Genomic DNA, 21,088 nt, shown 5'->3' on the forward strand with positions numbered 1-21,088 from the left:
GACGCGTACGGCTTCCGGCTCCGGCTACAGGTAGCCCTCCGGTGTCAGCGCAGCCAGATCGGACGCTGTGCGGCGAATGGATCGGACTGGACGTGCGGTGCATCGGACCAGATCATGGTCTCGCGCCGGTCGAGAGTGTAGCGGGGCCAGCCGCCACCCGGGTCCGCGTTGCTGACGAAGGACACCCACGCCCGGTGCACGGCATCGGCCAGCGACTGCGGCGGATTGTCGCCCGCCACCGCGGTCACGCCCTGCGCTCCCAGCAGGTCGAAGGCGAACGGCACGTCGAGGCAGTGGAACGACATGCCACGGTACTTGGGCGCATTCGAGGCCCAGGTGAATTCGTAGAGCCAGGTCGGCTGGTTGCGCCCCGCCCGCATCTCCGCCACCCGGTAGGACGGCATGCGGATGACCGCGTCGCTCTGCGCCTGTCCCGCAAGCTGATTCGCGTTCAGCCCCGGGTAGGCGAGGCCGAACGCGGCGGTGGTGGCGGCGCCGAAACCCAGCGTGCCCAGGGCCGCCGGCAGCGTGGCACCGGTGACCGGCGGCTGTTCGCCGCCGAGCGAGGCGCCGTTGAACTCCTGCGCTGTGAAGCCGATCATGAGCGGAATATCCTGGTCCGCACCGGATTTCAGGACCTCGGCGCTGGTCGCAGGGATCAGCGTGCCGTCCGCCCAGGGGGCGAGGCCGAGCAGGGCGGCGGCGGTGCTGTCCGGACCGGGAGCACGCAGCGCGTCCTCCATGTCCTGCAACCGCATCTTGCTGACGTCGCGCAGCGCGGCGGCGGTGGCGGGCACACCGGTGCGCTTGGTGAACAGCTCGGACATGGCCAGCGCGGTGGCGCGATCATTGGGTTGCGTGACCGCGCCGGACTCCGAAATGCCCGCGCGGAAAAGTCCTTTCGCGGACGGGGTGTTCATCAGCGCCCACACCGCGCCGCCGCCGGCCGACTGGCCCGCGATGGTCACCCGGGCCGGGTCGCCGCCGAACGCGTCGATATTGTCGCGGACCCAGGTGAGCGCGGCGATCCAGTCCAGGACCCCGCGATTGTCGGGGGCGTCGTCCAGATGCAGGAAGCCCTCGATGCCGAGCCGATAGCCGGCCGACACCAGCACCACGCCGTCGCGATTGAAGGCCGCGCCGTCGTACCACGGGCTGGCGGGGCTGCCCGCCACGAAGCCGCCGCCGTGAATCCACACCAGCACCGGCAGTTTCGCGGTCCGGTCCGGGTTCGGGGTGAAGACGTTCACGGTGAGGATGCCGTCGCCCGGGATGGAGGGCTCCGGGATGGCGGTCACCTCCGACAGCTGTTTGATCTGCGCGGTGGGTCCGTACTTGGTGCAGTCGCGGGTCTCCACCCAGGGGACCGGGCTCTTGGGCGCGGCGAAGCGCAGATCACCGATCGGCGGCTGGGCGAAGGGGATGCCGAGGAAGGCGACGCCGGTTTCGCGGCGCTCGCCGCGGACGGGCCCCGAGGTGGTGGTGACGGTGTCGGCCGCGCGCGCCCGGTCCGATCCGGATTGCCCGCTCGAGCAGGCCGCGGTCAGGGCCAGTACCCCTGCCCCGAGCAGAAGGGTCCGTCGTCCGATGTGTTCCGCGGTCATGCCAACCTCTGATCCACCATTTACGTCAACACTTGAAATAATTAACCGACACCTTAGTCTCGACCCCGTGGATCCCGCACCCCCGCCCACCGATGCCGCCGCCATCCGCCGCCGCAATCTGGGCCTGGTCCTGCGTCACCTCGCCGACCACGGTCCCTGCCCCCGCACCGAGGTGGCCGCCGCCACCGGACTTGCCCACGGTTCCGTCACCGCCCTCGTCGCCGATCTCGCCGACCGTGGCCTGCTCCGCGAGGACGACGTCCTGCGCTCCGGCACCCGCGGCCGCCCCGGCCGGCCCCTCCGCCTCGAACCGCGCCGCGCCGCTGTTGCCGCGATCCAGATCACCTCCGAACAGCTCCGTGTCGCCGTCTCCGATCTCGCGGGCGGTGTCGTCCACCGCGAAGTCGTGCCGCACGACCTGGCCCCCGGCACACCGGAGGCCATGGCGGACGCCGTCGCCGGCGTCATCGCCCGCATCGGTTCGTCCTTACCCGGATACGCCGTCGCTGAAACGGATTCGGGCCCGCACCCCGCGCCGGTGCTCGCCCGGATCGTGATCGCCATGGCCGGGCCGGTGCGCGACGACGCGGCGCAAACCGTTGTGGTCGCACCGGATTTCGGCTGGCTGGAACCGGTACGCCTGCGCGCCCTGGTGGCGGCCCGGCTGCCCGCGCCCGCCGTCGCGATCGACGTGGTCAATGACGCGAACGCCGCCGCACTGGCCGAATTCCATGCTCTGCAGCATGATTCGCGCGGCCTGGTCCTGATCGAGGCCGGCACCGGGATCGGCGGCGGCGTCGTCCTCGATGGCCGCATCCACACCGGCAGCCACGGCATCGCCGGCGAACCCGGGCACATTCCGGTCGCCATGGACGGCCCCGCCTGTGTCTGCGGCGCCCGCGGCTGCCTGGTCTGCTTCGCGGGCCCGGAGGCGGTGTTCGAGGCGGCCGGACTCGGGGAACTGTTGCGTCGCAAGGGTTCGCAGCCCGCCCAGGCCGAGCTGCTGGCCCTGCTGAGCCGGGGCGACGCGCGCGCGGAGGCCGCCCTCGACACGGCCGCCGGGGCCCTCAGTACCGCGATCCTGTCCATCACCGCACTGCTCGATGCCGACGAAGTGGTGCTTGGCGGCCTGCTGAGCGAGTGGTTCCGCTGGCTGATCCCGGTCATCGAGTCCCGCCTGGCCGGCCGCCGGGCCCTCGCGCCCGCCCTGGCCCTGCGGGTCACCCCGGCGGCCCTCGGCGAGAACGGCATCCTCACCGGCGCCCTCGGCTTCGCCCGCCGCGCAGTCCTTTCCGACCCCGCCGTGGTGCCGCCGCTACCGGCCGCGGCCCGGGCGGGTTCCTGATCAGGCGGGGGCGGTCCCGAGCATCAGCCCGGCCGGTACCACGCTGGTCGCGGCGGCGATCGAGCTGGTCGCCCAGCGGCTGAAATGCCGGTTGCCGGTGCGGATATTGGTGACGGTGACCGCCCGCAACTCGCCGAACCGGTTCTCGTGGCCGTCGGCGAACGCGGGATCGCCCAGGCGCAGGTCGGTGCCGAACAGCGGCAGGAAGTGCAGAGCCCAGTGGGCCCCGCATCATCGGTGATACCGACCCGCACCCCGAGGTACCGGCGCGCGGTGCCGGGCCAGCGGCCCGATCCGGGGTCGGGCCGCCAGGTGAACGAGCAGGGCGGTGACGGCACCCCTCCCGCCGTCACCGCCATCGCCGCCCGCGAAAGCGGGAGCATTCCCTCGCCGACCAGCGCGACCGCCGTGCCCGCGAACCACAGTGGCTGCAGCGCAGGCATTTCCATCGGTCGCGGCGACGAGGTGATCGTGCCGATCACACTGGACCTCCGATACCCGGCCGTCGGCAGCGGCACCGCCGCGATCCGCCCGAGCGGCCTGCGCGCAGCCCCGGCAGGCGCGGGCATCGTGCGCATAGGTCGAGCCGCAGCGCGAACATCGGATGGTGGAATCGGTGGTCATGGAGATCTCCTCCCCGGGATCTCGAAAGGTGGTGCCGGTCAGCGGATTCGCTGATCAGCTGTGGACATGGGCCGACGAGTGCGGCGGCGCCGGTGTGGATTCGGTGCGCAGGTCTCGCTGTGCGGACCGAACCCACAGCAGCACAACGACTTCGCGCAGGGTGAGGTCGAGCTCGGCGGCCAGCAGCTCGGCCACCGCGAGCGCCTGCTCGGGATCGTCCGGATTCGGATCGCTCAGGATCTCGTCGAGCACCAGGCCGTGGCAGGCGGCCTCCTGGGTGAGCAATCGATCCGGGAGCCAGGTGAGCACCCAGCTGCTGGTGGAAAGGGTTGTGCGAACGGCCATCTCGGGCGTCTTGTCGCTGCGGACGGTCCAGGGTGTGAATTCGAGGGCCATGAGGTCGGGCACCTCCTCGAAGAGTGGTTGTAGCACCAACGATACTGGAGTGCTTCGATGGCACATAGTCGTAAGAATTGCTCAAGGCTGATACATGGAAAGCGAAGAATGCTTATAGATAAGCGAATAGGCATACAAGTATCTCAGATATCGTAGATATCAAGCGGTTTGGGTGCTGTGGCGCTGATCGCTGCCGCATTCGAATCACAGATCTGAGGCCCAGCTGATATTCGTCATGGCCGTTTCGCCCGTTTTGGCCTGACCGGCAAAAGAATCGGAAGACTCGTGCCAGGTCTGTGATGGCGAAGATGACACATCGTGCTTAGGATGGGCTTCGCATGACACGTCTGAGCAATCCGGATCATGATGGGAGACGAGCATGTCTGGCTCGGCCTCGGACGGCGAGCAGATCGGCGCGGCAGTCAAGCGACTCCGCCGGCAACGCAATCTCACCCAGGAGGCGCTGGCCGATCGGGTCGGCTGCTCGCGCAGTCTGATTCAACAGATCGAGAACGGCAGACGCGTTCCACCCCGCCCCCAGCGCGAAAAGCTGAGTGCGGCCCTGGGTGAACGCCTGCCCGGCCTGGACGACGAGACCGAGGCCGAGCGTGTCATCAGCGACCTGCGCATCCGCTTCGAGATCCTCTCGACCGAGAAGCCCGACCTGGCCGCCCGTGTCCTCGCGCTCGCCCAGAGTCTGTCCAACCTCGACGACACGGGCGAGCAACTCGTGCCGCTCCGGGAGATCGCCGAGCGCCAGCTGGTCCGGGCCGAGGAGGTACTGGTTCAGATTCCCTCGGGCAGTGTCGTTGTGCCGGAATGGAATACGGTCCTCGACTGGCTCACCGTGCTGGATCGCGCGCAGCAGCGGATCTGCGCGATCCACACCGCCGAACTGGGCGCGATCGGCGGCGACGTCGGCGTCGAGTATCACCGGGCAATCCTCGCCAAGGCCAGATCCGGTGTGTCGGTGCAGCGCGTCTATGTGCTGGACGACGTCGTGAACGTGACGCCCTACGAGGACAAGCTCTGGCAGCAGGTCAAGGCGAAGGTGGAAACCACACTGGTGAAAAGGGAGTTCGCTCCCAACGCGCAGGGCATGCTCATCGTCGACGACAGTTACGTACTGGCCGGCGACTACGACTTCCGCCGCCGCGAGCGTGACTCCAGCCGGTTCTCGTCACTGTGGCACGACGTCCAGACCGCCCACCGCAAGTTCAAGCACCTCCGTGATCTCAGGGCGGACGGAATGGCGCTCGTCGTCAACGATCTCGTGGAGAGTACGGGACTGATTCGGTTCGAGCACCTGGACCAGGAGGACTGCCGCGACCGTTTCCGAGCGGCCCTGCGTCAGGCCTGGAACGACGGGCAGCCCGGCTCTGAAGGCGCGCCCAGATGAGCCGAGGGTTCGCGGTGCCGCCGCCGCTGGACCCCGTCGACGTGGCGGACCGTTCCGACCAGCGCAAGCGTCTCGCGCGGAACTACCTCGACAGCGAGAGCCGGTTCGCCGGGACGAACGGCCGGATCTATCGCGGGATCATCGACGCGTATCACGGTGAAACCGGGCTCCCCATGGACCGGAACGCCACGGCGGCCCTGAATTCCGCATGGGCCGAGGTGATGGCCGGTCATGGCGCGGCGGGCGGCGGAAATCTCACCGACGGCCGGGACGGGTCGCCCTACGCCAAGAAGCAGCCGGCGGTCCTGCGCCGGTTGGCTGCCGAGCGGCTGTTCGCACGGATATCGCAACCGATCGACGGAATGCCGGGAGTCGATATCGATCCCGGCGAGGTGATCGTCAGCCCCTACTCGAGCACCGTCCTGCTGGAGGAGGCGATCGCCACGCTGGCTCGGCCCGGTGGCGTCCTGGTCTGCCCGGAGGGCTACTACAAGAGCGTGGCCGGGCACATCGCCAAGTTCGGCATGCGGATGGCGACCAGCGATGTGACCGCCGACCGCGACTTCCGGATCGACCCGGTCTCGCTGGCGCGAACCCTGAAACATCATGCGGCTCAGGGAGACCTGTGCGGGGTCCTGCTGACTCTGCCCGGCAACCCCGTGGTCGCCGACTACACCGTCGAGCAGTTGGTCGAGATCGGCCGGGTACTCGTCGCCGCCGATGTGCCGGTGATCTGCGATATGTCGTTCGACCTGCTCGTGGAGGGGCACATACCGATCGCGTCGATCGTCGTCCCGACGGCCGACGGTCCGGTCCGGTTGTATGACCGGGTACTCAGCATCACCGGTAATTCCAAGGCGTTCAACGCCTTCGGCCCGTGCAAGCTGGGTGCGGCCTGTTCGGGAGACCAGCAGTGGCTGGCCCGGGTGCGCGAGCGACTGCGCGTCGCGTTCCAGCGTGAGACAACACATCTGGCCCGTGCCACGATCGAGGGCACCTCGGACGGCTACCTGATCCGGAACCGCGTGCTGCTGCGGGAGCGGATGGATTCCGCGCGGCGGCTGGTGGCCGGGATCAATGCCGGATTCGGCACTGAATTGCTGCGGCCCCTGGGCAGCCGGGACGGCATGTTCCTCACGATCGAATTCGATGCCGGGGTGATGTCGGCGGCGGCGGTGCGATCCAGCGCGGACCTGGAGGACCTGCTGCTGATGGCGGCCGGTATCGACTGTGTGGCGCTGGACCGCACCGGATCGCATCGAATGGGCGTGCGGCTCAACGTGACAACGCCCCGGCGCGCCACCGGCGAGGTGGGTCCGGACCTGGTCGTCGAGTTGTTCGACCGCATCGAGCGGCTGCTCCAGCGGATCGACGCCGGCATGACGTATTCCGGCGCCCTGCTGGAACGACGGATTCCCGCCCGGTCTCCGCGTGTCTCCACCGTCGGCGTGCTGCGCGAAACCGCCGCCCACGAATTGCGTGTCGCCTCCACACCGGATGATGTGACGGCGCTGGTCCGCAGCGGGCTGAAGGTGGTGGTGGAGCAGGATGCCGGGCGGTGGGCCCGGTTCGACGACGCCGACTATCGGGCCGCCGGCGCCTCGGTGGTACCGGGACCCGAATGCGTCTTCGCCGTCGCCGACCTGGTCGCCTGGGTGAAACCGCCTGCCTACGACCTGGATACGATGCCGACCCGGACCGGGCAACTACTACTCGGATTCCAGGATCCGGTGAAACGCCGTCGATCCATTCACCGGCTGAGCCAATACGGGGTGGAGTCGGTGGGCTTCGAGCACATGCCACCGGATCTCGAAGCGGCTCATCTCGATCCGCTGACCGCCATGAGCCGGATCGCCGGTGAGGTGGCCTACCGCGAGGGACGTGAGCGCCTGCGCGAGCAGGATCCGGATGGTGTGGTGCGCGCGCTGATCATCGGCTGTGGACAGGCCGGGCTCGCGGCCATCGACGCCGCGGTTCACTGTGGTGATGCGTCGCCGGCCGTTATCGGTCGCCGAGCCGAGCAGCGCGCCGCCGCGTCGGCCCGTGGTGCGAATCGCTTTCTCCTCGATCCCGATCCGGGCCGGGTCGCGGACTACATCCGTTCCGTGCGTCCGAATCTGGTGGTGTGTGCGGCCGGACGGCGCGGGACGCCCGCGCCGGTGCTCCTGGACCGGTCGGGGCTGGCGGCGTTGCCGACCGGTGCGGTGGTGGTCGACTTGACGGCGAAATCGGGTGGCAACTGCGTGGTGACCCGCGTGGACAGCATGGTGACGGTGGCCGACAACGTCACGGTGATACATCGCTCGAACTTCCCGTCCGTGCGTCCGGATGTCGCGAGTCGTGCGTACGGCGCGGCCGCGGCCACCGCGATCCTGGGGTACAGCGCGGCCCCCGGGTCGGATGGAAGGGATGTCGTCCCAAGCGTTTTCGAGGGCGGCGCGGAACCGTGTGCGGCAATCGCCGGTATCGAGATGAGCGAACTGTGACAGCGGCGGAGTCGCGATCGGTGCGTCGATGCCGATGGCTCGGCCGCGCCGGTGCAGGGCTTCGAGCCGGTCGAAGCGATCCATTCTCGTCCACCACCAGCTAGTCGCCGGTGAACGTCATGCCGGTGAATCGGGTCCAGCACTGGCGGAGATAGAACTCCATGTCGATGGACGGGTCGATGAGCCAGCGCGATTGCAGGCCGTCGGCGAGGGCCATGAACGCGGTGGCCATCACCTCGGCGTCGACGGACTCCGGGATGCCGCCCGCCCGCTGGATGCCGCGGATCAGCTCGGCAAAGCCGGCGGTGCCGAGTTCGTAGTGCAGGCGCATGTACTCGTGGGCGGGGTGGTTCGGATCGGCGGCGGCGGCCTGCATGTGGGTGAACAGCTCGATGAGGCCGGGCACCTGGGTATTACGGCGAATGAGCTGGATGAGCGCCTCGGGCGTGGGGTCGCCCATGGCTGCCACGTCGATCTCGTCGCGTTTGCGCAGGACCGCGACGAACAGCTCCTCCTTGGAGCCGAAGTAGTGCAGCAGTCCGCTCTGGCTCAGGCCGACCGCCTCGGCCAGCTCGGCCACCGAGGTCGCCAGGAATCCGCGCTCGGCAATGGTGTGCAGCGCGGCCTCCAGGATCTGCTCCCGCCGTTCGATGCCTTTCCCGTAGGGTCCTCGTTTCGCCACCGGTCGAGTCTAAGCGGACACTGAGAGTTTCTTGTCAGTCAAAACCGAGCGTTGTACGGTTTTTGGCATGCGATTCCGCCGCCGCAACCTCGCCCTCGTCGTCCTGGCCGCCTCCGCCGCCCTGACCGCGAGTGCCACCCCGGCCTTCGCCCGGCCCGAGCCGCCCGAGCAGATCGCCCCGCTCGGACCGGATTTCCTGTGGGGCGTGGCGGCCTCGGGCTTCCAATCCGAAGGACATGCACCGGACAGCAATTGGTCGCGGTACGCCGAGTCCGGGAAGGCCGGTGACCCGTACCGGGATTCGATCGACTTCTACGACCGGTACGAGTCCGACATCCAGCTGGCGAAGCAGCTGGGCGTGAAGGTGTACCGGATCGGCATCGAATGGGCGCGGGTGCAGCCGCATCCCGGCGTGTGGGACGAGGACGGACTTCGCTTCTACGACAAGGTGATCGGAGCCATCGAGGCCGCCGGCATGCGGCCCATGCTGACCATCGACCACTGGGTGTACCCCGGATGGGAGGTGGATAGGGGCGGCTGGAACCACGCGGACATGGTCGGGGACTGGTTGGCCAACGCCCGCAGGATCGTGGATCGCTACGCGGCCGGCAACCCGCTGTGGGTCACCTTCAACGAGCCGACCATGTACATGCTCAACGAGATCCGGATGGGCACGCTACCCGCCACCGCCATGCCGGTGATGCAGGATCGAATCGCACAGGCGCACAACGCCATCTACGACTACATCCACCAGGTGCAGCCGGGCGCGATGGTCACCAGCAACGTCGCCTACATCCCGGCTGCCGAGGGTGCGGTGAACGGACCGTTGATCGATAAGATCGCCGCCAAGCTCGACTTCGTCGGCATCGACTACTACTACGGGCTTTCCCCGGACGCCGCGCGCCTTCCGATCAACTTGGACATGTGGAACAACCCGCTGCAGGCCGACGGCATCTACTATGCGCTGGAATACTATTCGCGCGCCTTCCCCGGCAAGCCGCTCTACATCGTGGAGAACGGCATGCCCACCGAGAACGGCAATCCCCGCGCCGACGGGTACACCCGCGCCGACGATCTGCGCGATACCGTCTACTGGGTGCAGCGCGCCAGGGCCGACGGCATGAACGTGATCGGCTACAACTACTGGAGCCTCACCGACAACTACGAATGGGGCTCCTACACACCGCGATTCGGCCTCTACACGGTGGACGTCCTGACCGATCCCACCCTCACCCGCCGCCCCACCGACGCCGTCCCGGCCTACACCGAGATCACCCGCGTGGGCGGCGTCCCCGCCGACTACCGCCCGACCCGCGAGCCCAAGACCTGCTCGCTGGTCGACGCCCCCGCCAGCTGCACCGATCCGGTGACGCTGCCCCGCTGACCACCCGGCGGCTCGCCGGATCGGCCGTGCGACACCGTGTCAGGTGCTGCCCCTGACCGGCCCGACCCGCGCATCGGGCGTCGACCCATCGGTCCGATCCGGCGATGCACCGCATGCCGCCCGCTGACCCCGGACAACGGCGTCAGCGGGCGGTTTTCGGGTTCAGCGCAGCGCGGGGACGACCTCGCGCTCGAAGAGCTCCAGACCGGAGGTGTCGTACGCGGTCTCGGGGAAGTAGTGGATGGAGTAGCCCAGCCCGAGATCCTTGACGCGCGAGAGCCGTTCGACGATCTGCTCGGGGGTGCCGACGGCGGGGGAGTCACGGAACAGATCCTTGACGTGCTGAGCCGCGCCCTCGGCTCCGACGAAGGGGATGAGGCGGGCCTCCAGCTGGGACAGGCGGTCCTGCACCTCGGCCTGGGTCGCGCCGACCAGGGTATTGAAGTTGGAGCTCCGGGTGATGGCGTCGAATTCCGTTCCGACCGCGGCACAGTGGGCGCGCAGCAGGTCCGACTTCTGGGTGAAGGTCTCCGGATCGCCCGCGAAATTGGTGTACTGCGCATACTTCGCCGCGATGCGCAGCGTCACCTTCTCGCCGCCGCCCGCGATCCAGATCGGAATTCCGCCCTCCTGCAGGGGAAGCGGGCGCACGATGGCGCCGTCGACCTGGTAGTACTTGCCGTCGAGAGTGGCCTTGCCGGTGGTCCACGCCTGCTTGAAGATCTGCACGCCCTCGTCCAGGCGGCCCAATCGCACACCGGCGGAGGGGAATCCGTAACCGTAGGCGCGCCATTCGTGCTCGTACCAGCCGCCGCCGATGCCCATTTCCACCCGGCCGCCCGAGATGAGGTCCACGGTGGCGGCGACCTTGGCCAGGTAGGCGGGGTTCCGATAGCTCATGGCGGTGCACATCTGGCCCAGCCGGATGCGCGTGGTACTGGCCGCCAGCGCGGACATGAGCGACCACGCCTCGTGGGTGGCTTCCTCGGTGGGGACCGGCATGGTGTGGAAGTGGTCGTACACCCACAGCGACTCCCAGACGTCCTCCGAATCCGCGCGCTGCGCCAGGTCCCGCATCACTCCCCACTGTGCGGCGGGATCGATGCCGACCAGGTCGAGCCGCCAGCCCTGAGGGATGAAGATGCCGAAACGCACTAGATATCTCCTCTGTTCGAATCCGGTGTGGTCACCTCGGCCGGGCCGAGCACCTTGCGCAATGCCGTTGCCACGGTTTCGAGTTCGGCCGGATCCAGTCTGCCCCCGAAGCGCTGCTCGATGCCGGTCAGATAGTGCGGCGCGGCCTCACGGAAGCGGCGGCGGCCCGCATCGGTAATGCTCACGAACGCCGAGCGGCCGTCGTCCGGATTGGATTCACGCCGAACCAAACCGTGCGACTCCATCTCGGTCACCAGCCGGCTCACCCGGGTCCGGCTCAGCACCACCCGCTCGCCCAGGTCGCTCATTCGGAGCCGGTGCGGCCCATCGAGTTCCAGCAGTACGTCGTACCAGCTCAGCGGCAGTCCGGTGGCGCGGCGCAGGGCGGCGTCGAGTTCGGGCACGAGTTTCGCGTGGACTTGCAGCAGGGCGGCCCAGGCGTGGACGGCCGGATGGGATCGGGAGGCGGACACCGGCCCATCATAACCAGTTGCGTGCGCGCACACGTAAGTAGTAGCGTGCACACGCACATAGTTTTCGGGAAAGGAACTCCCCATGACCGCACTCATCACACGCGACGAACTCGTGCAGGAGATCGAGGCCGGTTCGGTCATAGTGCTCGATGCCCTCGGCGGCGAGTACTACGCCAAGGCCCACCTCCCGGGCGCGCTCGCGCTGGTCGAGGCCGAGGTGGAAAGCCGTGCGCCGCACCTGCTTCCGGATCGCGACGCGGCCATCGTCACCTACTGCTCCAACGCCGCCTGCCCCAACAGTCAGAACGTGGCCACCAAGCTGGAGCGGTTGGGCTACACCAATGTCCGCAAGTACCGCGACGGCATTCAGGATTGGACCGAGGCGGGCCTGCTCGTCGAAAGCTGATCGCGCACGCCGTGAATCGGTCGTCCTCCGCTTCGTGGCGGCGGACGGCCGATTCTTCTCGGACGCGCGATGGCGCCGCGGTTGATTCGATCTCGGCGGGCGGGGTCGACCCGGCGCGAGCGCGTTCATTCTTGCGATTCCGTACGGGATCGCGTACGGGATTGGTGGCGGTGCTCCGCGCTGTGGCGTGCTCAGTCCTTGACGGTGATCGACAGGCGCGGGCGGGTGGGGTTGTCGGGGGAGACGCGTTCCCAGACGGCGTCGAGCATGGGGGCCAGCAGGAGTTCGCCGAATTGGCGGAGCAGGACCGCAACTATCTGGGCGGACTCGGGCTTGTCGGTGGAGGCCAGGCCGGCCTCCCGCAAGCCGGTGACCTCGCTGCGGGTCAGGTCGACGACCGCGTCCAGGAGATGGATACGGGTTTCGGAGGGTTCCAGCAGCGAGCGGCGGATGTAGTTCACGACGGCCGGGTTGTCGTGCAGCATCTGGCGGACCGCTTCGTCGCGGGCCGACGCGACCTCGGCGTGCGTGCCGGTGGGAGGAATCGAGGCGACGGTCTGGGCGAAGTAGTCGACGACCAGCTTGTCGACGGCGTCGCGCAGGCCGTCCTTGGTCTTGAAATGGTGCTGGACGAGCCCGAGGGTGACGCCGGCCTCGGCGGCCACCGCGCGCAGCGAGACCCGGGAGTCGCCGTACTGGGCGAACAGGTCCATGGCGGCATTGCGGATACGGGCCTTGGCGGTCAGGTCGTCATTGGTGGCTCGTGGATTCAGCATCGCCCCTCAACTCGTCGATTGCGTCCGCCGATTTTACGTCGAGTGGTAGCGGTTCCCGGTCAGGCGCTGAGCTGGCGTTACCATTGACCCACTTACAATACAATTGTATCGTTCGCTGTATGGAGGAACCAACGATGCGGCCCCTGACCGGGATCGAGGTCGTCTCACTGGCGGTGAATCTGCCCGGGCCGCTGGCCGCCGCACGGCTGGCCGAACTGGGCGCGAGCGTCATCAAGGTCGAGCCGCCCACCGGCGATCCGCTCGCGGCCGCCGCGCCGCAGTGGTACGAGACGCTGGTGGCGAGGCAGCAGGTCGTCACCCTCGACGTGAAGCAGGCGGCCGACCGCGCCGAGCTCGACGAGCTGCTGGCCACCGCCGATCTGCTCATCACGTCCATGCGGCCCTCGGCGCTGGCCCGGCTCGGGCTGGCGCAGCCGCAGGAACGGTTCCCGCAGCTCTCGCTGATCGAGATCATCGGCCACGCCGAGGAACCCGAGGTGCCGGGTCACGACCTGAATTACCAAGCCGTGCACGGCACTCTGACCCCGCCGCACATGCCGACCGTCCCGGTGGCCGACATGCTCGGCGCGGAACGCGCGGTGTCCACCGCGCTGGCCGCCCTGGTACGCCGGGCGGGAACCGGCGCAGGACAGCCGTATCGGGTGGCGCTCGAGGAGGCCGCGGCCCGCGCGGGCGACGCGGTGCGGTATCGGCTCACGGGGGACGGGGCGGTGCTGGGTGGAGCCTTCCCCGGCTATGGCGTCTACGAGTGCGCCGACGGCCACATCGCGCTGGGGGCGGTGGAGCCGCACTTCTACCTGGGCGCGCTGGCGGCCTTCGGGACCGACGGCACTCACGAGGCCTTCCGGAAGGCGTTCGCCGACAAGACCATTGCCGAGCTCGAAGCCATCGCCGCTCGGGACGACCTGCCGCTCAACGGCATCCGACGCAACAACGGAGAGTGACACCGATGTCCGTACTGTTCCCCGACTACCGCCCCACCTGGGAGACGGACCAGCACCGCGAGCTGCGCAAGCACGCGGCGGAGTTCTTCCGCAAGGAGTCCGCGCCCAACCGTGAGCGCTGGACCAAGCAGCACATGGTCGATCGCGAGTTCTGGAACAAGGCCGGTGACGCCGGTCTGCTCGGGCTGGACCTGCCCGAGGAATTCGGCGGCGCGGGCGGCGATTTCGGTCTGCAGGCCGTGGTCCAGGAGGAGCTGGTCTACGCGCACGACAATGGCTTCGGCTTCTCGGTGCACTCGCCGATCGTGTCGCACTACGTCTACCACTACGGCAACGAGGAGCAGCGCCAGAAGTGGCTGCCGGGCATCATCAGCGGTGAGCTGGTGCTGGCCATCGCCATGACCGAGCCGGGCACCGGTTCGGACCTGCAGTCGGTGCGCACCACCGCCATCCGCGAGGGCGACCACTACGTCATCAACGGCTCGAAGACGTTCATCTCCAACGGCACCCACTGCGATCTGCTGGTGATCGTGGCCAAGACCGACCCGTCCCAGGGCGCGGCCGGCGTCTCGCTCATCGTGGCCGAGACCAAGGATCTGCCGGGCTTCGAGCGCGGCCGGGTGCTGGAGAAGATGGGCCAGCACGCCCAGGACACCCGCGAACTCTTCTTCTCCGATATGCGCGTCCCGGTCGCCAATCTCCTCGGCGCGCAGGAGGGTCTGGGCTTCTACCAGCTGATGGAGCAGCTGGCCCGCGAGCGCCTGATCATCGCCAGCCTGTGCTCGGCATTGGCCGAGGCGGCGGTGCTGGAGGCGCTGCGCTACTCCAAGGAGCGTGAGGCGTTCGGCCGCCCGATCGGCAAGTTCCAGCACAATGCCTTCACCCTGGCCGAGGTCAAGACCGAGGCGCTGGCCATCAAGACGCTGGTGGACTACGCGATTCAGCAGTACATCGACGGCAAGAACGATCCGTCGACCGCGTCCATGGCCAAGCTGTTCGCCGCCGAGACCGCCGACAAGGTGGTCGACAAGTGCCTGCAGCTGTTCGGCGGCTACGGCTACATGATGGAATACCCGATCGCGAACATGTACACGGGTTCTCGCGTGAACCGCATCTACGGCGGCACCAGCGAGATCATGAAGGAGATCATCTCCCGCTCGCTGTGAGGCGGAGCTGGACGGCAGTGGCGGCGGCCCGAATTCGGGTCGCCGCCACTGTTTCCGGAGTCTGTACTCCCCGGTCAGGCTGCGCGGGCGCGGCTCACGATGCCCAGGCAGATCGCGCACCCGGCCGCGAGGACATCGAACATGGCCGGGTAGCCGATGCCGATGCCGTCATGGCATACCGCCATGACGGCCGGGACGCCGAAGCCGAGATAGCTCACCGCGTAGAACACCGCGGTCAGTCCCGCGAGGTCGTCGGGCCGGGCCATGCGCTCGATCTCGAGCAGGCCCGCGACCAGGCCGCTGCCGAAACCCATGCCCAATGCGATGGCGGTCAGCACCGTCAGCCACATGGTGAGGGTGGCGGAAGCCGCTGCGGCCAGGACCATTCCGATGATCACCAGGCTCAGTGCCAGGACGGGCAGGCGCAGCGAGCCCGGCCGGTCGATGCGGCGGGCGACGGACTGGATGCCGAACCCGCAGCCCAGCGTGATGACGGTGATGAAGGCCGAGAAGGCGATGGGCGCGCCGTGCACCTTGGGCATCATGAGCGTCGGCATGATGGCGTAGGCCGCCGCCGATGAGGTGAACAGCCACAGGCAGACCGGCAGCGCCACGGTGCGGAAGCGGTGGTGCGCGGCGGCGGGGACCTTCAGGTCGTCCAGCAGCGGGCCCGGATTCGCCTGCGGGGCAGTGGTTTCCGGGGCGCGGAACAGCAGTGCCGCCGCCAGCACGCACAGCGTCGCATTGATCAGGTAGGCGAGGGTGTCCGGCCACGGCGCCCACTGGGCCAGCACCCCGGCCACGCCCGCGCCCACGCCGAAGCCGCCGGTGAGGCTCATGGCCGAGCGTCGCGCCCCGGTGCCCGAGGCGGTCTCGGCGGTGAACGGCGGCTGTGAGAGCTCCTTGAGCCAGCTGCTGCCCACCGCCATGGCCAGGCCCAGCGCGATGCCGCACAGCACGCGCCCGGCGGAAAGCATGGGGACGGAAGCGGATCCGAAGGCCAGCAGGGTCGAGCCGGTGGCCGCGATGAAGGGCGCGGGCCGCATGAGCGGGCGGCGGCCGTAGCGGTCGGAGAGCGGGCCGCCGATGAGCAGCGCGGGGACGATGCCCAGCACGTATTCGAACAGCAGCAGATCCACGGTGGTGACGGGCAGCCCGTCCCGCTTGTACATGACCAGCAGCGGCGTGAATTCATTGCCGCCCCAGGCGATCGCGAAGATCGCCGTGGCCACGCCGAGCCATGCCCTGGGGTGGGTGCCGATACCGGTGGTGCGGGTGCCGACGGCTGTCAGCGTCGCCATCACAGTCCTCTCAGGGTCACGCCGTGCACGTCGGTGAGGTGCTCGGCGAGTGCTTCGGCGAAACCGGCGGCGTCGGCGGCTTCGATCAGGTCGGCGAGCTTGGTGTGCTGCTCGATGATCCGGTGCGGATGGGTCTCGCCCCGGTGCAGCGCAACGCTGTTCATCCGGCGCTGGCGCTCGCGCAGCGAGTCGTAGAAGCCGATGAGCAGCGGGTTGTCGGCGGCCACCACGTACTCGCGATGGAAATCGGCGTCCACGATGGCGAATTCGTCGAGGTTGCCCGCGTCGGCGAGTTCGCGCTGGCGGTCCAGGGACTCGCGCAGCCGGGGGATCAGCCCCGCGCGGGCGATGCGGGTGAGCGCGTCGACCGCGCCGGTTTCCACGATGTAGCGGGCATGGATCACATGCTCGGCCTCGTGCGAGGGCACCGGTACCACCAGCGCGCCGCGCTTGGGGTAGAGCCGCATCCAGCCCTCGGTCTCGAGCCGGAGGAAGGCCTCGCGGACCGGGGTGCGGGAGGTGCCCAGCTCCCCGGCCATCTCGTTCTCGCTGACCAGCTCCCCGCCCGGCAGGTCGCCGCTCAGGATGCGTTCCTTGATTTCGCGGTAGGCCCGCTCGGCGGCGGAGAAGGTCTTGGACACGACTTGCATACTAGATGTGACATGGGATGATTTGCCCGAATGTGGCGGGATTCACCCGGGGTTGAAAGAGTTGCGCCACAACCCTCTCACCCATAATGATTCACGTTGTTGGCGATACGTCAGTAAGTTGCCCCATTTCCGGGACGAGGAGGTCCGCATGGCGAACGATGCCCCGCCGCTGAACGAGGTCGTGAACGGTGGTCTGGAGTTCACGATTCCGATCGCGCACAAGATGGGGGTGCGGGCCGACGAGGTGCGCCCCGGTTTCGCCGCCACCACGGTGCCGATCGAGGGCAATGGCAATCACTTCGGCGTCATGTACGCCGGCGTGCTGTTCACCGTCGCGGAGATCCTGGGCGGCGCGGTCGCCATCGCCAGCTTCGACACCGCCAAGTACTTCCCCCTGGTGAAGGATCTGCACATCTTCTTCCGCAAGCCCGCCGCCACCGATGTGCGTGCCGAGGCCACGCTGTCGGAGGAGGAGATCGCGCGCATCACCGAGGAGGCCGAGGCCAGGGGCAAGGCCGACTTCACCCTCAGGGCCGTGGTGACCGACGCCAATGGCGTGGTGGTGGCCGAGACCGAGGGTCTGTACCAGTTGCGCGCCCACGGCAAGTGAGCCGAACGACCGAGCCCGGAGGCTTTCCTCCGGGGCTCGGCCGTTCTTGCAGGCGCGTCAGGCGACGATGATCCAGCCCTTGCAGCCGGTGCCGACGCTGCCGGGCCACTCCGAGCCGGAGACCTCGAACGGGATGACCCCGGGCATCGGGGTGCCCAGGTCGATCCGGGTGGTCTGGGCGTCGTAGGTGTCGGGCAGCGGGGTGCGCTGCCCGTTCATGTCGATCTTGGCGTCGTCGGTGAAGTTGTTGGAGGTGGTGATCTCCAGCGTGGTGGGCGTGAACGAGTGGGCCAGCAGGATGGTCTGGGCGCAGCGGCCCTTGGCGTAGTCGAGCGTGATCCGCTGCGGGGCCGCGTCGGCGGACGCGGGGGCGGCGAAGGCGCCGAAGGCGGCGCAGGCCAGCGTGGCCAGGGCGATGCGGCGGAGGTACACGGTCTTCACGAACAGAACCCCTTTCCTGTGGTCACGGCGGTGAATCCCCCCCTCGATCGACGACGATCATGCCGTGACCGAGCCCGCGGCACGCGGCGGACGCGCGGAAGAATCCGCGCGGATCAGCGGATGCGCAGCGGCAGGCTGCGGTGACGGCGCACGAAGATGCTCGGAAACCACTGTGGCGGGGCGTCTTCGACGAGGGTGAATCCGGTGGTCCGGTCCAGCAGCGCGGTCAGGGCCGCGGTGGCCTCCAGTTTGGCCAGCGCCGAGCCGATGCAGAAGTGGATGCCGCGCCCGAAGGCGAGATTATTGGCCCCGCTGCGGCGGTCCAGGTCGATGGCGTCGGGATGCTCGAAGCGGGCCGGATCCCGATTGGCCGCGCCCCACAGCAGCAGCAGGTGGCTGCCCGCGGGAATCTCGGTGCCGCCCAGCACGGTATCGGCGGTGACGTGCCGATGATGGCCCCGGAAGGGTGATTCCAGCCGCAGCGCCTCGTCGAGGAACGCGGGCAGCAGCGCGGGTTCGCGGCGCAGTTCGCCCTGGAGTTCGGGGCGGGTGGCGAGCAGGCGCGCGGCGTTGGCGATCAGCCCGGCGGTGGATTCGCCGCCCGCGCCGACGAGTTGGACCAGGATGAGCACCGCCACCGCCTCGGTGATGTCGCCGGTCGCGCAGGCGTGGGCCAGTACGCCGAGCATGTCGTCGCCCCGATCCTGTTGGGCGGCGACGAACCTGGTGTGCAGGTGGGCGGCCAGCTCCGTGGCGGCGGTGACCAGCTGCCCGAAGCGTTCGGCCTCGACGACCCCGCCCAGCATCTCGGTGCTGTCGTAGGCCCACGTGAGCAGTTGCGGCACATCCGCATCCGGCAGCCCGATGATGTCGGCGACCAGCGCCAGCGGCAGCCGATCGGCCATGCCGGTCGCCCAGTCGATGCGATCGCCGTCCAGTTGCTCGGTCCACAGCCGGTCCACCAGCTCGGTGGCGGTGGGTCCGAGGCCGCGAATCCGCTTGGCCAGCAAGGGCTGGACCAGCTTCCGCTGTGCCTGGTGGCTGGGATCATCCGCGGTGGCCAGCACGTGGATGGCCTGCCCGCCGCCGTCCATATCGAAGGTGGCGGGCGGCCGCCCCTCCTGACGCAGCAGTGCGCCGGTGAGGTGCGAGGAGAACTCGGCGGGCCGATTCACCGCCTCGGTCACCAGATCCCATGAGGTCACCAGGCAGAAGTCGGTGCCCGGGATGCGGTACACCGGCGATTCCTCGCGCAGCCGCCGGTACAGCGGATAGGGATCGTCGAGGTGCGTGGGGTCGAACAGGTCGAGGGCGTCGGGTGAGGTCCGGGTCATGTGCCCACGGTTTCCGGCCCTGAATCGACTGTCAACGGCCGTCTCGCCGTGAGACGGCCGCGGTGCGGTGACCCACTAGTACGCAGGGGTTTTGCGCGCATCTCGAGACTCAGGACCCCCGCGCCGGACAGCCGACTAGTATCGAACGATTACGCGATAACGCTGCTGGCCCAGGAGGCTCGGGTGATCGTGCGTGACCGGGAGTGGATGGGATGGGGAGCCGGGGCGGTGCTCTCGGTGGTCACCCTGCTGGTGACGGTCTTCGCGGTGAACGGACCGGTGGCGCGGGCCCTACCGGCTGCCCCCGACACCGTCGCCATCGACAGCGGCAGCCTGCACGGCGTGGTCGCCCCGGACTACCGCCTCTTCAATGGAATCCCTTACGCCGCACCGCCGGTGGGCGCGCTGCGCTGGCGGCCGCCCGCACCGGTCCCGCCGTGGCCGGGAGTCCGCGAGGCCCGCGACGCCGGGCCGAAGTGCGCGCAGGCCACGGGCGCGGGCGGGCTGCGCTCGACCGATGAGGACTGCCTCTACCTGAACGTCTGGACGCCGCCCACGCTGCCGGCCGACGGTCGCGGCCTGCCGGTCATGGTGTGGATTCACGGCGGCGGTCTGCAAACCGGCACCGGAAGCATGTACGGCGCAGCGCCTTTGGTGTCGCAGCCCGACGGTGACAGCGTCGTGGTCACCATCAACTACCGGCTCGGCGCCTTCGGCTTCCTGGCCGCCTCGGGATTGGACGAGGGCGCGGGCTCCGGGGACTACGGGCTGATGGATCAGCAGGCCGCGCTGCGCTGGGTGCAGCGCAATATCGCGGCGTTCGGCGGCGACCCGAACCGGGTGACGGTGGATGGTGAATCGGCGGGCGGGACTTCGATCTGCGCGCAGCTGGCCACGCCCTCGTCGGCCGGACTCTTCCAGGCGGCCATGATGCAGAGCGGCCCATGCTCCGGGCAAGCGCTCTCGGCTGCCGAGGCGGAAGGCGATGCCTGGGCAGCCGGAGTCGGTTGCCCGGGAGCGGATGCGGCGTGCCTGCGCGGCCTGCCCGCGGATGTCCTCGTCGATCGCGCGCCGGATTCGTCGAATGTGGTGTACGGCAACGACTTTCTCCCAGACGATCCCGTTGCCGTACTGAAAGCCGGTGGGATGGAGCATGTTCCCACCTTCATCGGCTCCAACCACGATGAGATGGCACTGTGGGTGTGGATGGACTACGGCATCCCGCTCGGGGCGAGGATGGCCGCCGCGGACTACTCAGCCCTGCTCACTTCGAAGCTGAGCGGGGTGGATCAGGCGCAGGTCGATCGAATCGTGGGGGAGTATCCCCTGAGCGACTACGTGCAGCCCGCTCTCGCGCTCACCCGGGCCTGGACCGACAAGGCCGTCTGCAATCTGGTCGACCAGGTCGGCGACTTCGGCCGCCAGAACCCCACCTACGTCTACGAATTCGACGACCGCTCCGCCCTGGCCCCGCCCAGCACCTTCCCGATGGGCGCCTATCACGCCGCGGAACTCCCCTCCCTCTTCGACCTCGTGCAGGCCGGCCCGCTCCTGCACGGCGTCATGACCCCCGGCCAGCAGCGCCTGCAGGACGAAATGCGCCGTTACTGGACCCGTTTCATCACCGCGGGCGCCGCGGATCCGCAAGGATTGCCCGCCATCCCGCAATACAACACGGCCGCACCGTCATTCCTCTCCTTCCGGCCCGGCGGCAACCAATTCTCCGATACCTTCTACGCCGACCACCGCTGCGAGTTCTGGAGCGACCTGGTGCGGTAGGCGGGGCGCCGCTGGGAAGGCAGCTCAGTGGTGACCGCCGGCGCGCGGCCGCCCGCAGCTGCGAAGCCACTGTGGCCGCGAACAACTGAGCACCGGGTCGGAGCTGACCGGC

21 protein-coding genes are annotated in these 21,088 nt (G+C 68.7%); 10 read left to right on the forward strand and 11 right to left on the reverse strand.

The window, feature by feature from the left end; all coding sequences use genetic code 11:
• Positions 1-44: 44 nt before the first annotated feature.
• Positions 45-1,604, reverse strand: coding sequence for a carboxylesterase/lipase family protein (locus ACIRRA_RS20440; RefSeq protein ID WP_402770149.1), 1,560 nt, complete (start codon positions 1,602-1,604; stop codon positions 45-47).
• Between the two features lie 67 nt (positions 1,605-1,671).
• Here ACIRRA_RS20440 and ACIRRA_RS20445 point away from each other — a divergent pair, with 67 nt between their 5' ends.
• On the forward strand, positions 1,672-2,949 hold the full coding sequence (locus ACIRRA_RS20445) for an ROK family protein (protein WP_402770152.1): 1,278 nt from the start codon (positions 1,672-1,674) through the stop codon (positions 2,947-2,949).
• On the opposite strand, the gene ACIRRA_RS20450 is transcribed toward ACIRRA_RS20445, so the two are convergent.
• Positions 2,950-3,078: a hypothetical protein gene (locus tag ACIRRA_RS20450; protein ID WP_402770155.1), complete on the reverse strand. Its 129-nt coding sequence runs from the start codon at positions 3,076-3,078 to the stop codon at positions 2,950-2,952.
• A 144-nt stretch (positions 3,079-3,222) separates the two neighbouring features.
• Between ACIRRA_RS20450 and ACIRRA_RS20455 the strand changes: the two genes are divergently transcribed.
• Positions 3,223-3,627, forward strand: a complete 405-nt coding sequence (locus tag ACIRRA_RS20455; protein ID WP_402770158.1) for a hypothetical protein — start codon at positions 3,223-3,225, stop codon at positions 3,625-3,627.
• Here ACIRRA_RS20455 and ACIRRA_RS20460 read toward each other — a convergent pair whose 3' ends face one another.
• Positions 3,628-4,005 (reverse strand): hypothetical protein, encoded by a 378-nt coding sequence (locus ACIRRA_RS20460; protein WP_402770160.1) that lies wholly within the window; start codon positions 4,003-4,005, stop codon positions 3,628-3,630. It abuts the gene before it with no gap.
• A gap of 343 nt (positions 4,006-4,348) precedes the next feature.
• Between ACIRRA_RS20460 and ACIRRA_RS20465 the strand changes: the two genes are divergently transcribed.
• Positions 4,349-5,368, forward strand: coding sequence for a helix-turn-helix domain-containing protein (locus ACIRRA_RS20465; RefSeq protein ID WP_402770163.1), 1,020 nt, complete (start codon positions 4,349-4,351; stop codon positions 5,366-5,368).
• Complete coding sequence (locus tag ACIRRA_RS20470) at positions 5,365-7,854, forward strand: aminotransferase class I/II-fold pyridoxal phosphate-dependent enzyme (protein WP_402770166.1); 2,490 nt, start codon at positions 5,365-5,367, stop codon at positions 7,852-7,854. Before ACIRRA_RS20465 ends, ACIRRA_RS20470 begins: the two co-directional genes overlap by 4 nt.
• Before the next feature lie 100 nt (positions 7,855-7,954).
• On the opposite strand, the gene ACIRRA_RS20475 is transcribed toward ACIRRA_RS20470, so the two are convergent.
• Entirely contained in the window at positions 7,955-8,536 is a 582-nt protein-coding gene (locus tag ACIRRA_RS20475; RefSeq protein WP_379387798.1) for a TetR/AcrR family transcriptional regulator, read from the reverse strand.
• A 67-nt stretch (positions 8,537-8,603) separates the two neighbouring features.
• Here ACIRRA_RS20475 and ACIRRA_RS20480 point away from each other — a divergent pair, with 67 nt between their 5' ends.
• Complete coding sequence (locus ACIRRA_RS20480) at positions 8,604-9,920, forward strand: family 1 glycosylhydrolase (protein WP_402770169.1); 1,317 nt, start codon at positions 8,604-8,606, stop codon at positions 9,918-9,920.
• Positions 9,921-10,082: 162 nt separating this feature from the next.
• On the opposite strand, the gene ACIRRA_RS20485 is transcribed toward ACIRRA_RS20480, so the two are convergent.
• Together ACIRRA_RS20485 and ACIRRA_RS20490 are read right to left on the reverse strand one after the other, a co-directional pair.
• Positions 10,083-11,075 carry an LLM class F420-dependent oxidoreductase gene (locus tag ACIRRA_RS20485; RefSeq protein ID WP_402770172.1) on the reverse strand — a complete coding sequence of 331 codons (993 nt, stop codon included), beginning with the start codon at positions 11,073-11,075 and terminating at the stop codon, positions 10,083-10,085.
• Positions 11,075-11,548, reverse strand: a complete 474-nt coding sequence (locus tag ACIRRA_RS20490; RefSeq protein WP_364621920.1) for a MarR family transcriptional regulator — start codon at positions 11,546-11,548, stop codon at positions 11,075-11,077. The genes ACIRRA_RS20485 and ACIRRA_RS20490 overlap by 1 nt, the downstream gene beginning before the upstream one ends.
• 82 nt (positions 11,549-11,630) lie before the next feature.
• Here ACIRRA_RS20490 and ACIRRA_RS20495 point away from each other — a divergent pair, with 82 nt between their 5' ends.
• A complete protein-coding gene (locus ACIRRA_RS20495; protein WP_402770176.1) occupies positions 11,631-11,954 on the forward strand; it encodes a rhodanese-like domain-containing protein in 324 nt (107 codons plus the stop codon).
• Between the two features lie 191 nt (positions 11,955-12,145).
• Here ACIRRA_RS20495 and ACIRRA_RS20500 read toward each other — a convergent pair whose 3' ends face one another.
• Positions 12,146-12,730, reverse strand: a complete 585-nt coding sequence (locus tag ACIRRA_RS20500) for a TetR/AcrR family transcriptional regulator (RefSeq protein WP_402770179.1) — start codon at positions 12,728-12,730, stop codon at positions 12,146-12,148.
• A 134-nt stretch (positions 12,731-12,864) separates the two neighbouring features.
• Here ACIRRA_RS20500 and ACIRRA_RS20505 point away from each other — a divergent pair, with 134 nt between their 5' ends.
• Entirely contained in the window at positions 12,865-13,695 is an 831-nt protein-coding gene (locus tag ACIRRA_RS20505; protein ID WP_402770379.1) for a CoA transferase, read from the forward strand.
• A 5-nt stretch (positions 13,696-13,700) separates the two neighbouring features.
• Positions 13,701-14,861, forward strand: coding sequence for an acyl-CoA dehydrogenase family protein (locus ACIRRA_RS20510; RefSeq protein ID WP_357001471.1), 1,161 nt, complete (start codon positions 13,701-13,703; stop codon positions 14,859-14,861).
• 74 nt (positions 14,862-14,935) lie between these two features.
• Here the strand turns inward: ACIRRA_RS20510 and ACIRRA_RS20515 are convergent, their stop codons facing one another.
• Complete coding sequence (locus ACIRRA_RS20515; RefSeq protein ID WP_402770183.1) at positions 14,936-16,162, reverse strand: MFS transporter; 1,227 nt, start codon at positions 16,160-16,162, stop codon at positions 14,936-14,938.
• A complete protein-coding gene (locus ACIRRA_RS20520; protein WP_402770186.1) occupies positions 16,162-16,812 on the reverse strand; it encodes a GntR family transcriptional regulator in 651 nt (216 codons plus the stop codon). Before ACIRRA_RS20520 ends, ACIRRA_RS20515 begins: the two co-directional genes overlap by 1 nt.
• Before the next feature lie 148 nt (positions 16,813-16,960).
• Here ACIRRA_RS20520 and ACIRRA_RS20525 point away from each other — a divergent pair, with 148 nt between their 5' ends.
• Entirely contained in the window at positions 16,961-17,422 is a 462-nt protein-coding gene (locus tag ACIRRA_RS20525) for a PaaI family thioesterase (RefSeq protein ID WP_402770189.1), read from the forward strand.
• Between the two features lie 57 nt (positions 17,423-17,479).
• On the opposite strand, the gene ACIRRA_RS20530 is transcribed toward ACIRRA_RS20525, so the two are convergent.
• Both ACIRRA_RS20530 and ACIRRA_RS20535 read right to left on the reverse strand, forming a co-directional pair.
• Positions 17,480-17,863 (reverse strand): hypothetical protein, encoded by a 384-nt coding sequence (locus ACIRRA_RS20530; protein WP_402770192.1) that lies wholly within the window; start codon positions 17,861-17,863, stop codon positions 17,480-17,482.
• A 113-nt stretch (positions 17,864-17,976) separates the two neighbouring features.
• On the reverse strand, positions 17,977-19,197 hold the full coding sequence (locus ACIRRA_RS20535; RefSeq protein ID WP_402770195.1) for a cytochrome P450: 1,221 nt from the start codon (positions 19,195-19,197) through the stop codon (positions 17,977-17,979).
• A 183-nt stretch (positions 19,198-19,380) separates the two neighbouring features.
• Between ACIRRA_RS20535 and ACIRRA_RS20540 the strand changes: the two genes are divergently transcribed.
• A complete protein-coding gene (locus tag ACIRRA_RS20540; RefSeq protein ID WP_402770198.1) occupies positions 19,381-20,976 on the forward strand; it encodes a carboxylesterase/lipase family protein in 1,596 nt (531 codons plus the stop codon).
• The last annotated feature ends 112 nt before the right edge of the window (positions 20,977-21,088 follow it).

The sequence above is a fragment of the Nocardia sp. NPDC101769 genome (assembly GCF_044766925.1).
Classification (GTDB): domain Bacteria; phylum Actinomycetota; class Actinomycetes; order Mycobacteriales; family Mycobacteriaceae; genus Nocardia.

What these genes read in the sequence shown, in the direction of transcription:
- ACIRRA_RS20440 (WP_402770149.1), bottom strand. Translation starts at nt 1,604, where the DNA reads ATGACCGCGGAACACATCGGACGACGGACCCTTCTGCTCGGGGCAGGG.
- ACIRRA_RS20465 (WP_402770163.1), top strand. Translation starts at nt 4,349, where the DNA reads ATGTCTGGCTCGGCCTCGGACGGCGAGCAGATCGGCGCGGCAGTCAAG.
- ACIRRA_RS20470 (WP_402770166.1), top strand. Translation starts at nt 5,365, where the DNA reads ATGAGCCGAGGGTTCGCGGTGCCGCCGCCGCTGGACCCCGTCGACGTG.
- ACIRRA_RS20480 (WP_402770169.1), top strand. Translation starts at nt 8,604, where the DNA reads ATGCGATTCCGCCGCCGCAACCTCGCCCTCGTCGTCCTGGCCGCCTCC.
- ACIRRA_RS20495 (WP_402770176.1), top strand. Translation starts at nt 11,631, where the DNA reads ATGACCGCACTCATCACACGCGACGAACTCGTGCAGGAGATCGAGGCC.
- ACIRRA_RS20500 (WP_402770179.1), bottom strand. Translation starts at nt 12,730, where the DNA reads ATGCTGAATCCACGAGCCACCAATGACGACCTGACCGCCAAGGCCCGT.
- ACIRRA_RS20505 (WP_402770379.1), top strand. Translation starts at nt 12,865, where the DNA reads ATGCGGCCCCTGACCGGGATCGAGGTCGTCTCACTGGCGGTGAATCTG.
- ACIRRA_RS20510 (WP_357001471.1), top strand. Translation starts at nt 13,701, where the DNA reads ATGTCCGTACTGTTCCCCGACTACCGCCCCACCTGGGAGACGGACCAG.
- ACIRRA_RS20515 (WP_402770183.1), bottom strand. Translation starts at nt 16,162, where the DNA reads ATGGCGACGCTGACAGCCGTCGGCACCCGCACCACCGGTATCGGCACC.
- ACIRRA_RS20520 (WP_402770186.1), bottom strand. Translation starts at nt 16,812, where the DNA reads ATGCAAGTCGTGTCCAAGACCTTCTCCGCCGCCGAGCGGGCCTACCGC.
- ACIRRA_RS20525 (WP_402770189.1), top strand. Translation starts at nt 16,961, where the DNA reads ATGGCGAACGATGCCCCGCCGCTGAACGAGGTCGTGAACGGTGGTCTG.
- ACIRRA_RS20535 (WP_402770195.1), bottom strand. Translation starts at nt 19,197, where the DNA reads ATGACCCGGACCTCACCCGACGCCCTCGACCTGTTCGACCCCACGCAC.